The organism is Streptomyces sp. GESEQ-35 (assembly GCF_017948485.1).
In the GTDB taxonomy this organism is placed as follows: domain Bacteria; phylum Actinomycetota; class Actinomycetes; order Streptomycetales; family Streptomycetaceae; genus Streptomyces.
Genome location: NZ_JAFFSX010000023.1, coordinates 58,607 through 72,243, shown reverse-complemented (window position 1 = coordinate 72,243; position 13,637 = coordinate 58,607). Strand labels below are relative to the sequence as shown.

Annotated in this window: 7 protein-coding genes; 6 read left to right on the top strand and 1 reads right to left on the bottom strand. The window is 71.8% G+C overall.

What is annotated here, in order from left to right; translation table 11 throughout:
• Nucleotides 1-61: 61 nt before the first annotated feature.
• Nucleotides 62-1,186 (top strand): GuaB3 family IMP dehydrogenase-related protein, encoded by a 1,125-nt coding sequence (locus tag KCH87_RS34530; protein ID WP_210591528.1) that lies wholly within the window; start codon nt 62-64, stop codon nt 1,184-1,186.
• A gap of 60 nt (nt 1,187-1,246) precedes the next feature.
• Here KCH87_RS34530 and KCH87_RS34525 read toward each other — a convergent pair whose 3' ends face one another.
• Nucleotides 1,247-2,455 carry a nucleotide sugar dehydrogenase gene (locus KCH87_RS34525; RefSeq protein ID WP_210591526.1) on the bottom strand — a complete coding sequence of 403 codons (1,209 nt, stop codon included), beginning with the start codon at nt 2,453-2,455 and terminating at the stop codon, nt 1,247-1,249.
• A 283-nt stretch (nt 2,456-2,738) separates the two neighbouring features.
• On the opposite strand from KCH87_RS34525, the gene KCH87_RS34520 reads away from it, so the two are divergent.
• The 5 genes from KCH87_RS34520 to KCH87_RS34500 all read left to right on the top strand — a co-directional run bounded on the left by KCH87_RS34520 (nt 2,739) and on the right by KCH87_RS34500 (nt 13,606).
• The gene (locus KCH87_RS34520; RefSeq protein WP_210591524.1) at nt 2,739-4,445 is read left to right on the top strand and encodes a glycerol-3-phosphate dehydrogenase/oxidase; all 1,707 of its coding nucleotides are present in this window, start codon (nt 2,739-2,741) and stop codon (nt 4,443-4,445) included.
• 425 nt (nt 4,446-4,870) lie between these two features.
• Entirely contained in the window at nt 4,871-6,877 is a 2,007-nt protein-coding gene (locus KCH87_RS34515; RefSeq protein WP_210591751.1) for a serine/threonine-protein kinase, read from the top strand.
• Between the two features lie 153 nt (nt 6,878-7,030).
• On the top strand, nt 7,031-10,279 hold the full coding sequence (locus KCH87_RS34510) for a protein kinase (protein WP_210591521.1): 3,249 nt from the start codon (nt 7,031-7,033) through the stop codon (nt 10,277-10,279).
• Between the two features lie 144 nt (nt 10,280-10,423).
• Nucleotides 10,424-12,106: a serine/threonine-protein kinase gene (locus KCH87_RS34505; protein ID WP_210591519.1), complete on the top strand. Its 1,683-nt coding sequence runs from the start codon at nt 10,424-10,426 to the stop codon at nt 12,104-12,106.
• Between the two features lie 66 nt (nt 12,107-12,172).
• Entirely contained in the window at nt 12,173-13,606 is a 1,434-nt protein-coding gene (locus KCH87_RS34500; RefSeq protein WP_374199077.1) for a serine/threonine-protein kinase, read from the top strand.
• The last annotated feature ends 31 nt before the right edge of the window (nt 13,607-13,637 follow it).

Here is a 13,637-nt window from a genome sequence, read left to right as displayed (position 1 = left end):
CTTGTCGTACCCGTCGGCGATACTGGAAGACGCTGAAACGCATCAGGGAAAGGCCACACACGTGACTGAGATCGAGATCGGGCGCGGCAAGCGCGGCCGCCGGGCGTACGCCTTCGACGACATCGCCGTCGTCCCGAGCCGCCGTACGCGGGACCCGAAGGAGGTCTCGATCGCCTGGCAGATCGACGCCTACCGCTTCGACCTGCCCTTCCTGGCCGCCCCCATGGACTCGGTCGTCTCCCCGGCCACCGCGATCCGCATCGGTGAGCTCGGCGGCCTCGGCGTGCTGAACCTCGAAGGCCTCTGGACGAGGTACGAGGACCCGCAACCGCTGCTCGACGAGATCGTCGGCCTGCCCGTCGAGGCGGCCACCCGCCGCCTCCAGGAGATCTACGCCGCGCCCATCAAGGAGGAGCTGATCGGCCGCCGCCTCAAGGAGGTGCGCGACTCGGGCGTGGTCACCGCGGCCGCGCTCTCCCCGCAGCGCACGGCCCAGTTCTCCAAGGCGGTCGTGGACGCGGGCGTCGACATCTTCGTCATCCGCGGTACGACGGTGTCCGCCGAGCATGTCTCGGGTTCGCACGAGCCGCTCAACCTGAAGCAGTTCATCTACGAACTCGACGTCCCGGTGATCGTCGGCGGCTGCGCCACGTACACCGCGGCCCTGCACCTGATGCGCACCGGCGCGGCGGGCGTTCTCGTCGGCTTCGGCGGCGGCGCGGCACACACCACGCGCAATGTGCTGGGCATCCAGGTCCCGATGGCCACGGCGGTGGCGGATGTGGCGGCCGCCCGCCGCGACTACATGGACGAGTCCGGTGGCCGGTACGTCCACGTGATCGCGGACGGCGGCGTCGGCTGGTCCGGCGACCTGCCCAAGGCGATCGCCTGCGGTGCGGACGCGGTGATGGTGGGCTCCCCGCTCGCCCGTGCCACTGATGTGCCGGGCAAGGGGCACCACTGGGGCATGGAGGCGGTCAACGAGGAGCTGCCGCGCGGAAAGAAGGTCGACCTCGGCACGGTCGGCACGATCGAGGAGGTCCTCACGGGCCCGTCCCACACCCCGGACGGCTCCATGAACTTCTTCGGTGCACTGCGGCGGGCGATGGCCACGACCGGATACAGCGAGCTGAAGGAGTTTCAGCGGGTCGAGGTCACGGTGGCGGACTCGCAGCACAAGCGCTGACGCCGCGCTCGGCCTGAGCGAAGGGGCTCGGTGCACCCGGCGGGGGTGACCGGGCCCCCTTCACAACCGATGCGCCGCCCCCGTAGGCGTGGCCCCGCGCGTGTCGAGCAGCAGCTGCGCCTTCACCGAGAGGCCCTGGAGGTCGTACGTCCGATGCTGCTGGAGCAGGATCGTGAGGTCGGCGTCGGCTGCGGCCTCGTACAGGGAGTCCGCGCGCGGGACCGGGCGGTCGAGGACGTTCCAGGACGGGATGTACGGGTCGTGGTAGCTGACGGAGGCGCCGAGCTCCATCAGCCGGACCGCGATCTCCTGGGCGGGCGTGGACTGTTGGTCGGCGAGGTCGGGCTTGTAGGTGATGCCGAGGAGGAGTACGCGCGCGCCGCGGGCCGACTTGCCGTGCTCGTTGAGGAGGGCGGCGGCGCGCTGGATGACGTAGCGGGGCATCTGGTTGTTGACCTGCTGGGCGAGTTCGACCATGCGCAGGCTGCGGCCCCCTCGGCCGGTCAGGTCCTGCGGGACGGAGTGGCCGCCGACGCCCGGTCCGGGGCGGAAGGTCTGGAAGCCGAACGGCTTGGTCTCCGCGCAGCGGATGACGTCCCAGAGGTCGACGCCCAAGTCGTGGCAGAGGACGGCCATCTCGTTGACGAGGGCGACGTTGACGTGCCGGAAGTTGTTCTCCAGGAGCTGCACCGTTTCGGCCTCGCGCGGGCCACGCGCGCGTACCACCTTGTCGGTGAGGCGGCCGTAGAAGGCGGCGGCCGACTCGGTGCAGGCGGGGGTGAGGCCGCCGATCACCTTGGGGGTGTTGGCCGGGGTGAAGTCGCGGTTGCCGGGGTCGACCCGGCTGGGGGAGTAGGCGAGGTGGAAGTCGCGGCCCGCGCGCAGTCCTGAGCCCTCTTCGATGAGCGGGCGGAGGAATTCCTCGGTGGTGCCCGGGTGCACGGGGGATTCGAGGATCACCGTGGTGTGCGGGCGCAGCCGGGCGGCCAGGGTGCGCGCGGCGGCCTCCACCTGGCCGAGGTCGAGCCCGCCGTCCGCGCCCCGTGGGGTCGGGGCGCAGATGACGGCGGTACGCACCCGGCCCAGCTCTGCCGGATTGGTGGTCGGCCGGAAACCCCCCGAGAGCATCCGGCGCAGTTCGGCGGGGCTGAGGGAGCCGGGCTCGGGCCCGGTCTTGTAGCCGAGCGTGGGGATGCCGGCGGCGACGGCGGCCTGGGCCAGGGGCAGGCCGTACGGGCCGAGACCGATGACGGCGAGATCTGCGGGCATGGCGTGGGCCGTCCTTCCCAGTAGCCGAAGCGGGACAGGTGCGCAAGCCCCTGTGGACAGGACAGGCCAGCGCAATGTCACACTAGGAGTAAATATGACCGTTATGCGGCATTGATTTTCCTGTGTCTTCCTGTGTCTTCTCGCGGGTCGGTGAAAGTTGTCCACAGGTCGACGGACGGGCGGTGGCTGAAGTCGGGCAAGCCGGTCAGAATTTGGGCATGGGGGAGACGTACGGGGTTCACCCGACGGGTGGGACCGGCGCGACCGACAGCGGGAGGCAGCGGTGAGGACAGCGACACTGGGACCGGCGCAGCGCGCCGAGTCACTCGCAGCAATGGCCGAGCACGAGCTGGACCTGCTGGTCGTGGGCGGCGGTGTGGTCGGCGCGGGCACCGCCCTCGACGCTGTGACGCGCGGCCTGTCCACGGGACTGGTCGAGGCGCGTGACTGGGCATCGGGCACATCGAGCAGGTCCAGCAAGCTGATCCATGGCGGCCTGCGCTATCTGGAGATGCTCGACTTCACGCTCGTTCGGGAGGCGCTGAAGGAGCGCGGGCTGCTGCTGGAGCGGCTGGCCCCGCATCTCGTCAAGCCGGTTCCGTTCCTGTATCCGCTGCAACACCAGGGCTGGGAGCGCCTGTACGCCGGCTCGGGCGTCGCGCTCTACGACGCCATGTCGATGGCCCGCGGCCACGGCCGGGGCCTGCCCGTACACCGCCACCTGAGCCGCCGTCACGCCCTGCGCGTCGCCCCCGCCCTCAAGAAGGAGGCACTGGTCGGCGCGTTGCAGTACTACGACGCCCAGATGGACGACGCCCGGTTCGTTGCGACCCTGGTGCGCACGGCCGCGGCGTACGGGGCGAAGACCGCCAACCGCGCGCGCGTGACCGGTTTCCTGCGCGAGGGCGAACGCGTGGTCGGCGCCCGGGTCCAGGACGTGGAGGCGGGCGGGGAGTACGAGATCCGCGCCAAGCAGATCGTCAACGCCACGGGCGTGTGGACCGACGACACGCAGGCGCTGGTGGGGGAGCGGGGACAGTTCCACGTCCGCGCCTCCAAGGGCATCCACCTGGTCGTGCCCAAGGACCGCATCCACTCCTCGACCGGCCTGATCCTGCGCACCGAGAAGTCCGTGCTGTTCGTCATCCCGTGGGGCCGGCACTGGATCATCGGCACGACCGACACCGACTGGGACCTCGACAAGGCACACCCGGCCGCCTCCAGCGCCGACATCGACTATCTGCTGGAGCATGTGAACTCCGTGCTCGCGGTGCCGCTGACGCGCGACGACGTGGAGGGTGTGTACGCGGGACTGCGTCCGCTGCTCGCGGGTGAGTCGGACGCCACGAGCAAGCTGTCGCGCGAGCACACCGTTGCGCATCCGGTGCCGGGGCTGGTGGTCGTGGCGGGCGGCAAGTACACGACGTACCGCGTGATGGCCAAGGACGCGGTGGACGAGGCGGTGCACGGCCTCGACCTGCGGGTCGCCGAGTGTGTCACCGAGGACGTCCCGCTGATCGGCGCCGAAGGATACCGGGCGCTGTGGAACGCGCGAGCCCGGATCGCCGCCCGCACGGGGCTCCATGTGGTGCGCGTGGAGCACCTGTTGAACCGGTACGGGGCGATGGCGGAGGAGGTCCTCGAACTCATCACCGCGGACGCCTCGCTGGGCGAGCCCCTTCAGGCCGCCGACGACTATCTGCGCGCCGAGGTCGTGTACGCCGCCTCGCACGAGGCCGCACGGCACCTGGACGACGTGCTGACCCGGCGCACCCGCATCTCCATCGAGACCTTCGACCGGGGGACGCGCAGTGCCCGCGAGGCCGCCGAGCTGATGGCGCCGGTCCTCGGCTGGGACAAGGACCACATCGAGCGCGAGATCCAGCACTACGAAAAGCGGGTGGAGGCGGAGCGGGAGTCGCAGCGTCAGCCGGACGACCTGACGGCGGACGCGGCGCGGCTGGGGGCGCCGGACATCGCGCCGTTGTAGTCACTGCCCTCGTGCCGCTGGGCGTCTCATATCAGCCGAATGGGCTACGCGCCTGGGGATCTTAGCTTGGACCCCGGCCGTTCTAAGAGGTGCGAGGGCATAACTCGGCGGCCCGGCGGGTGCCTTCCCCCGTGTGACCAGCGGCGGAAGGGTTGCGTCCGCAGGTGGTGTGGACTGCGCACGGGAGCCGGTCGAGGCGAGGGCGAGGAGGGTCTGGGACACAGGAACGGACAGTAGAGTCCGAAGCGGCGGCCTCGACGGTTCTTCCTTGTCGCGGCTCTTCATCCGGCTCCACGGAACGCGCGATTCACCGGCGCTCCGGCTGCGCGGGCCTCGCGGCGGCCCCAGGGGCCCCCTGGGCGTCGGGCACTTGCCGGGTGAGAGACAATGGAGGCTCTGTCAGGGCGGGTTGCATGAGGGGACGCATGTCGGAGGCGGAGCGGGCGGGGACATCCCGTCAGGACAAGAGCGCACGTCTCCTCGCCGGGCGGTACCGGCTGGGAGATGTGCTCGGCCGCGGCGGCATGGGCACGGTCTGGCGTGCCAATGACGAGACCCTGGGCCGGACGGTTGCCGTCAAGGAGCTCAGATTTCCGTCCAACATCGACGAGGACGAGAAACGACGCCTGATCACGCGCACGTTGCGCGAGGCCAAGGCGATCGCGCGGATCCGTAACAACAGTGCGGTGACGGTCTTCGACGTGGTCGACGAGGACGACCGGCCGTGGATCGTGATGGAGCTCGTCGAGGGCAAGTCGCTCGCCGAGGTCATCCGGGAGGACGGCCTGCTGGAACCCAGGCGCGCGGCCGAGGTCGGCCTCGCGGTCCTCGACGTGCTGCGGTCCGCGCACCGCGAGGGCATCCTGCACCGGGACGTGAAGCCGTCGAACGTCCTGCTGGAGTCCGACTCCGACCGGGTCGTGCTCACCGACTTCGGGATCGCGCAGGTCGAGGGCGACCCGTCCATCACGTCGACCGGCATGCTCGTCGGCGCGCCCTCCTACATCTCCCCGGAGCGGGCCCGCGGGCACAAGCCGGGACCGGCGGCCGACCTGTGGTCGCTCGGCGGCTTGCTGTACGCGTCCGTCGAGGGTGCCCCGCCGTACGACAAGGGATCCGCGATCGCGACCCTCACCGCGGTGATGACCGAGCCGCTGGAGGAGCCGAAGAACGCGGGACCGCTCAAGGACGTCATCTACGGCCTGCTCACCAAGGACCCGGCCAAGCGGCTGGACGACGCGGGTGCGCGGGCCATGCTCAACGCGGTGATCCACGCACCCGAGCCGAAGGAGGCCGAGCCGGAGCCGCCGGCTGACGCGACGAAGGTCGTGCCGCTGCCGGGGCAGCCGGACGAGCCGGCGGACAAGGCCGGTTCGGCGGGCGCGGAGGCGGGTGAGCGGCTGCGGGGCGCGATGCGTTCCGTGCGGAAGGCCGCCGTGTCGGCCGGGGCGGCGACCGCGGCTGCCGCCACGGCGCGCACCAAGTCCACGAGCGCTACGGCCGGTTCGGGCTCCGAAGACGTCGGCGCGACCGACCCGGTGCAGCCGAGCACGGCATCGGCCTCGGGTGGGACGTCCGGGGACCGCGACTCGCAGGGCACGAAGGCGGCTGCGGGCGGCCGGAGTTCGGGGTGGCCCGTGGTACCGCCGCCGGACCTGCCGCCGCGGCCCGTCCCTCGGGCGCCGCTCACCGACGTGGTGCCGAAGCGGACGCTGGTGATCATCGCGGCGGTACTGGTGCTCGCCGTGCTCGGCACGGTGCTGTGGTTGACGCTGGGCGGGGACGGCGAGGGTTCGAAGGACTCGGCGAGCGGCGGCGGCACCAAGCCCTCGCCCTCGGCGAGCGCGAACGCCTCGACCAAGGAGGACGTCGGCGGGGGCACGAGTACGGACGGCAAGGCGACGGAGTCCGCGGGTTCGGGGTCGACGGCCGGGTCGAACTCCGGGAGCACGCCGAGTGCGAGTGCGTCCGGTGGCGGTGGCGCGGAGGCCGGCGGGTCGGCCGGGGTGGAGACCACGCACCAGGGCGGCCAGTACTCGATCGGGCTGCCCAAGGGGTGGAAGTACCAGACCGCGGGGGCCTCGGGTGACCGTTTCACCGGGCCCGACGGGCAGAAGCTGCTCATCGCCTGGACGTCCACGCCCAAGGGCGATCCGGTGGCGGACTGGAAGAGCCAGGAGCAGTACATGACGCGCTCCCAGTACAAGAAGATCCGAATAGAGGCGGTGAACTACCGCGGTTGGAATACGGCCGACTGGGAGTTCACCTATTCGGAGAGCGGGACGAAGTACCGGACCATCGACCGCGGGTTCGTCGTGGACGATGACCACGGATACGCGCTGATGTACACCGCGAAAGCCGCGAACTGGGACAGCGAGCTGCGCAAGAGCACCTGGCAGACGCTGGCGAAGAGCTTCGAACCCAAGTCGTGAGGTGAGCGGCCCGGGGTAATGGGGCATGAGATCTGTCATCCCCTCAATGCGGGTTGCCTCCGGCACGTATCGTGAATGGTTGCGGACCGTACGCATCCAGAACGGGCCGTAAGGCGAACGGAATTGACCAACCGGGCGGCCGGGGGAGGCAACGTGGACGACTATGCGGGTCGGGTACTCGCCGACCGCTACCGCCTGCCGCTGCCGCCGTCCGACGAGTACGAACTCACCGAGACCCGGGCCTTCGACACCTACAGCGGGCAGGAAGTCCTGGTCCGGCAGGTGCCGTTGCCGGAGGTCGTCGAGGCCGAGGTGCTCGACGCGGAGGGGCTGCCCGACGGGTTCACCGCGCGGCTGCCGGACGGATTCGCGGCGCGGGACCGTGGGGCGCGCGAGCGTGGTGTGCGGCGACCCCCGGTGCGTACGGCCACGCGGCGGCCCACTGACCCGGCGGTGCGGCGCGCCGTCGATGCCGCGCAGGCCGCGGCCCGGATTCCCGACCATCCCCGGCTCGACCAGGTCTTCGACGTGTTCGCCGAGGGCGGTTCGCTGTGGATCGTCAGCGAACTGGTGGCCGCACGGCCGCTGGCGGCCCTGCTCGCCGAGCAGGCGCTGACGCCGTACCGGGCGGCCGAGGTCGCCTCCGACGTCCTGATGGCCCTGCGCGTCCTCCATGCCCACGGCTGGGTCCACCGCAACATCACCGCCCGCACGGTCCTCGTCTGCGACGACGGCCGCGTCATGCTGACCGGCCTCGCGGTCGGGGCGGCGGAGGAGGCGCTGTGCGGGTACGACCCGGTACCGGCCGAGGACGGCGACGGCGGCCCGGCTGCGGGCGCGGGACCGGCGGACGGTGTCGCGCCGGGGTCCGGTGACGGCCGCGGGGGCGGCGGGTCTGGTGGCCACGGGGCCTCCAGGGGGTTCGGCGGTGCTGGTGGTCCGATGAGCCCTGGTGGCTTCGGTGGATCCGGCGGCAGCGGTGGTGGTTCCGGTCTCGTCGAAGCCGATCCCGAGGCTGCGAGGCGGGCCGCGATCGAGGCTCGGGCGGCTGGGGGATTGCCGGCGGTCGGGGCGGAAGCGGCGAACGGCACGAGCGCGTCGAATGAACTCGCCCGCAGGGCCCCCGAAACAGGCGGCGACATCCGGGCCGCGCGCGCCGGAGCGATCGCCGCGTATCGAGCGGGCGCCCGGGCCGCGGCCCGCATCCAGGAGGCGCAGCAGAACGGTCGGGCCGCCCTTCCCGGGGCCCGCCCCTCCCCCGAGGGCACCCCGCCCGCACCGGCCGACGGCTCGGCGCAGGGGGCGTACCCCTCTGGGAGCGGGGCGATTCGGCCGACGTATGCCGACGGAAGCGACGCCCTTAACGCGCCGTATGCCTCCGGGAGTGGGGCGCCCGGGCAGCCGTATGCCGATGGAAGCGACGCCCGTTACGCGCCGTACGCCGACGGAATCGATGTCCATCACCCTCCGTACGCCCCCGGGAGCGGCGCGCCGCATTCGCCGTATGCCGACGGGACGGGCGCGTCGCACTCGCCGTATGCCGACGGGACCGGCTCGCTCAACCCGCCGTACGCCGACGGAACGGACACGCCGCAGTCGCCGTACGTCGACGGGACCGGCGTGCCCCACCCGCCGTACGCCGACGGAACGGGCGTGCCCCACCCGTCCTCCCCCTCCGAACTCACCGCGGACCAGTCGTCGTACCCCTCCGGCCAGGGTGTCGAGAACCAGCCGTATGCCCTGGGCAACGGTGTCGTGGCGCCGGGCGGCGGCGGGGCCCCGGGGCAGATCGCCGACCCCTACGGTATGGGCGGCGCCTCCTGGCATGGGGCCGTGCCGCGTGGTGTGCAGGCCGGGGCCGATGGGCAAGGCGCGGGACAGGGCAGCGGCCACGGCGGCCGTCCGGCGCTCCCTTCCGTAGGGAACGGCCCCGTGCCCAACTCAGGCGGACACGGCCCCATGCCAGGAGGCGCCGCCCACACCCCTGGACTCCCTGGCCCCAACGCAGGAGCCCCAGGCCACACCCCCGGACTCTCAGGTCCCATCCCCATCCCCGGAGCTTCCCCGCCCCCCGACGCTGCCTCCCCGACCCCGCCTCCCAGCCGCTGGGACGACCTCGTTGCCGGTGCGCCGGTGCGGCGGGGGCCGGCCAGTGCGTTGGCGGCCGAGCGGGCGCGGCAGGCGCGGATGGCTGTGGTGGGGCCGGTGACGGAGCGGTGGGCGCCGGAGCAGGCCGGGCCCGTGCACGAGAACTGGCAGTTGGCGGCGCCGATCGGGCCGGCCACCGATCTGTGGGCGCTCGGGGCGTTGCTCTTCCGGGCCGTGCAGGGGCATGCGCCGTATCCGGAGGAGTCGACGGCCGAGCTGGTGCAGCTGGTGTGTGCGGAGCCGCCTGCCTTCGCGGAGGAGTGCGGTGCGCTGCGGCCGGTGGTCGAGTCGCTGCTGCGGCAGGACCCCACCGAGCGGCTCGAGTTCGAGGAGTTGCGGGGCTGGCTGCGTTCGCTGGTGCGGGCGGCGCCCGAGCCCGAGGCCGGTGCGCATGTCGTCGCCGCGCCGCCCGCCGACCCGAAACGGCTGCCGATCGTGCGGCGCAAGGGCGAGCTGGTGCGCAGGCGGCGCGCCGGGCTGCCCGCGACGAGTGCGCACGGGCGGCACAAGCGGGCGTCGCGGGAGGGCCGTTCGCCACGGAGCCTCGGCCGTACGTTGCTGCTGCTGGTGTTACTGGCGATGGCGGCGGCGATCGCGTACGCCATGCTGTTCATGCCCAAGTCCGGTACCAGCGGCGCCGACGACACCGACCGGACCGGGTCCGCCGGTGAGGTCGGCGGGGCGCCCGCACAGTCGCCCGAGGCCAGCAGTGAGCCGCGGCCCGACCAGACCTCGCCGGGCACGGACAGCCCTTCGGCGTCGACCGGTTCCGACGAGACGCAGACCACCGGCCCCGAACTCCCCGACGGCTTCGTCCTGCGCAAGGACCAGGAGGGCTTCGCCGTCGCCGTCGCCAACGGCTGGGACCGGACGCCGAAGAACGGGCGGGGACAAGTCGTCTACTCGCACGGTGACTTCGAGCTCATCGTCGTACCGGGGCGGGACACCTCGGGTGAGTACGGCAGCGATCCAATGGCGTACCAGCGGGAGGAGGAGCCCGAGTTGCAGCCGTATCGCGACTCCAGCTGGGCCACCTCCACCGGGCTGAAGACGATCCAGGTGGGCGGGCGGACCATGGCCGAGGGGCAGTTCACCTGGACCGACGCCGACGACCGAGAGCTGTTCGTGCGCAACCTCGCGATCCTGATCGACGGGCGGTATCACGTGCTGCAACTGCGCGGCCCGGAGGCCGAGCGGGACGAGGTGACGCGGCTGTACGAGCAGGCCGCGGCCACCTATCAATTCACCGGCTGACGGCGTCTGCGGGCCTGGTTCCCTCTCGGCCGCAGAAGCGACAACCGTCACAGTGCGGTCTCCGTGGCACCCCCGCGGTTCCCAGCGGGCGGGGCGATCCTTAGTCTGACCCTGTCAAGACCATTGCGGGGCAACGTGAATCAGATGCAGGGCCTGCTCCTCGCGGGCCGCTACCGGCTTGCCGACTCGATCGGCAGCGGCGGCATGGGCCGTGTGTGGCGTGCGCATGACGAGGTGCTGCACCGGGCGGTCGCGATCAAGGAGCTGACCGCCGCGCTCTACGTCTCCGAGAGCGACCAGGAGCGGCTCCTCGCCCGTACCCGGGCGGAGGCGCGCGCGGCTGCGCGGATCAACCATGGCGCCGTCGTCACCGTGCACGATGTGCTGGAGCACGACGGCCGGCCGTGGATCGTGATGGAGCTGGTGGAGGGCCATTCGCTCGCTGACGCGGTGAAGGAGCAGGGGCGTGTCGCGCCGCAGGAGACGGCCCGGATCGGCCTGTGGGTGCTGCGCGCGCTGCGTGCCGCGCACGCCGCCGGAGTCCTGCACCGCGATGTGAAGCCCGGCAACGTCCTTCTCTCGCAGGACGGCCGGGTGCTCCTCACCGACTTCGGCATCGCGCAGATCGAGGGCGACAACACGATCACCCGTACCGGAGAGGTCGTCGGCTCGGTCGACTACCTCGCCCCCGAGCGCGTCCGCGGCCATGATCCGGGGCCGTCCTCCGACCTGTGGGCGCTGGGCGCCACGCTGTACACGGCGGTGGAGGGCAGGTCGCCGTTCCGCCGCACCTCGCCGCTGAGCACCATGCAGGCGGTCGTCGAGGAGGAGCCCACCGCGCCGCAGAACGCGGGCCCGCTCGGCGACGTCATCACCGCCCTGCTGCGCAAGGATCCGGCCGAACGGCCCGACGCATCGACCGCCGAGCAGATGCTCGCAGAGGCCGCGGAGGGGCGGCGGCCGAGCGGGGCGCAGGTGTATGTGCCGACGCAACATGTGCCGACGCAACATGTGCCGGCCCACCATGAGACGGGCACTGCACATGTGCCGCCGCACATGCAGCAGGGCCCTCAGGGGCAGGATGCAGCCACGCCGTACCCGCCCGTCACGGGACCTACGGCGTTCGGGCCACCGACCGGCATCGGGGCGGCCCCCGCCCGGCCCAAGCGCCGCCGGCTGCGCACGATCGCCCTGGTCGTCGTGGTCGCCGCGCTCGTCGGCGGGGGTGGCGCCGTGGCGTGGCAGAAGTGGGACGAGGGCCGGCAGACGGACGACACATCGGTGTCTCCCACTCCTACTCCCTCGCCGTCCACCTCGCCGAGCGCCACGGATAGCGGTGGCACCGTCCCCGACGGCTGGGAGGCCATCGACGACCCGGTCGGTTTCGGCCTCGCCCTTCCCAAGGGCTGGGAACGCTCGGTCTACAGCGACGAGGGCGGGATCACGCAGATCGACTACTCGCCCGACGGCGGTAAGCACTTCGTCCGCATCGCCATCGACAGCTCGCCGGACTTCGCCGACCCGTACCAGCACCAGCGGGATCTGGAACAGCAGCTCAAGCGGTTGGTCGACTACGAGCGCGTGACCATGGAAGAGAACATCTACCGTGATCGCGAGGGGGCGCTGTGGGAGTACACCTGGACCGCGCTGGAGAAGGATCCTCCGTACGTTCCCGGGCCACGCCGGGCCATTGAGGAAACGTACATCGCCCGGAACGGCACCGAGTACGCAATCTACATGTCGTCGCCCGCAGCGGACTGGGCGACGATCAGCAAGCAGTTCAAGTCGGTGCTGCAGAGCTGGCGGGAGCCGCCGAGCACCTCCTGAACTTTCGGCCACCGCCCGTGACTTGGCCGGTCGCCGCCCCGGAGGGGATCCGTCCATTGCGGCATGATGGGGCGCATGGGGACCCAGAGGGAGCAGGGGGACGGCCGATGGGGCAACCCCCGTCTGATCGCGGGTCGTTACGTGCTTCAGGCGCGGCTGGGCCGTGGCGGTATGGGCGTCGTCTGGCGGGCGACCGACCAACTCCTCCGCCGGCAGGTGGCGGTGAAGGAACTGCTCCTGGACGACACCCTCTCCGCGGACGAGGTCCGCCGGCAGCGCGACCGCACCCTGCGTGAGGCGCGCGCGGTCGCCCAGCTGAGTCACCCGCACATCATCGTCGTCCACGATGTCGTCGAGCACGACGAACGCCCGTACATCGTCATGGAGTTGATCGACGGCGGCTCCCTCGCCGACCGCATCTCCGCACACGGCCCGCTCGACGCCCCCGAGGCCGCCCGGATCGGCATCGCCCTGCTCAGCGCCCTGCGCACCGCACACACGGCCGGGGTCCTGCATCGCGACCTCAAACCCGCGAACGTCCTGCTGGAACCCGCCACCGGCCGCGTCGTCCTCACCGACTTCGGCATCGCCCAGCTCGCGGGCGCCCCCACGCTCACCGAGAGCGGCTCCTTCGTCGGCTCGCCCGAGTACACCGCGCCCGAGCGCATGACCGGCGTCCGCACCGGCCCCGAGTCCGACCTGTGGTCGCTGGGCGCGCTGCTGTGTGCGGCGCTGAGCGGTGAATCGCCGTTCCGGCGCGACTCGTTGGGCGGCATCGTGCACGCGGTGATCGACGACGACATACGGCCGCCCGTGCAGGCCGAGCCGCTGCTGCCCGTCGTACGAGGACTGCTGGACCGTGATCCGGACCGGCGGCTGGACGCGGAGCGGGCCGAGATGATGCTGCGGGACTTCCTCGACACGGGGCGACTGGCGCCGCAGGCTGTGGCGTACCGGAGGCGGCGCGTGCTGGTGAGCGCGCTGCTGGCCGCCGCGACGGCGGGGGCGGGGGTGTCGGCGGCGGCACTGCTCATGAACGGTGGGGATGGCACGCCGGGTTCCGCGGAGTCGGTGATCGCACCCTCGGGTTACCGGGTTGCCGAGGACCCGGCCGGGTTCTCGTTGGCCGTGCCGGAGGGGTTCACGCGTCGGGCACAGGGGCTGTACGTGTCGCGTGGAGAAACCTTCCGCCTGAGTGTCCGGACCACCTCACCCGAGCCCGGCGGACCCCTGGGCGCGATGCGGCGCGCACACGAGAAGGGGCCGGACACCCACGCCGGTTACCGCGACGGCCGGGTCAGCGCCACCACGCACCACGGACATCCCGCCGCCCGCTGGGAGTTCACCTGGACCGGACAAGGGCCGGCGAGGCGCACGTACGAGGTGTGCTGGCAGGAGGACGGCCGGTTGTACGAGCTTCAGATCTCGGCGCCGGTGGGGCAGGAGCGGCAGGCGCGCGCCTACTTCGACGTAGCGCTCGATACGTTCGTACGGGCGTAAACAGGGAATAAGCGGCAAGCTGAGTCACGGC

Excerpts from the sequence above, each read along its gene's own strand:
- KCH87_RS34515 (WP_210591751.1), top strand. The coding sequence starts at position 4,871 with ATGTCGGAGGCGGAGCGGGCGGGGACATCCCGTCAGGACAAGAGCGCA.
- KCH87_RS34500 (WP_374199077.1), top strand. The coding sequence starts at position 12,173 with ATGGGGCGCATGGGGACCCAGAGGGAGCAGGGGGACGGCCGATGGGGC.
- KCH87_RS34525 (WP_210591526.1), bottom strand. The coding sequence starts at position 2,455 with ATGCCCGCAGATCTCGCCGTCATCGGTCTCGGCCCGTACGGCCTGCCC.
- KCH87_RS34505 (WP_210591519.1), top strand. The coding sequence starts at position 10,424 with ATGCAGGGCCTGCTCCTCGCGGGCCGCTACCGGCTTGCCGACTCGATC.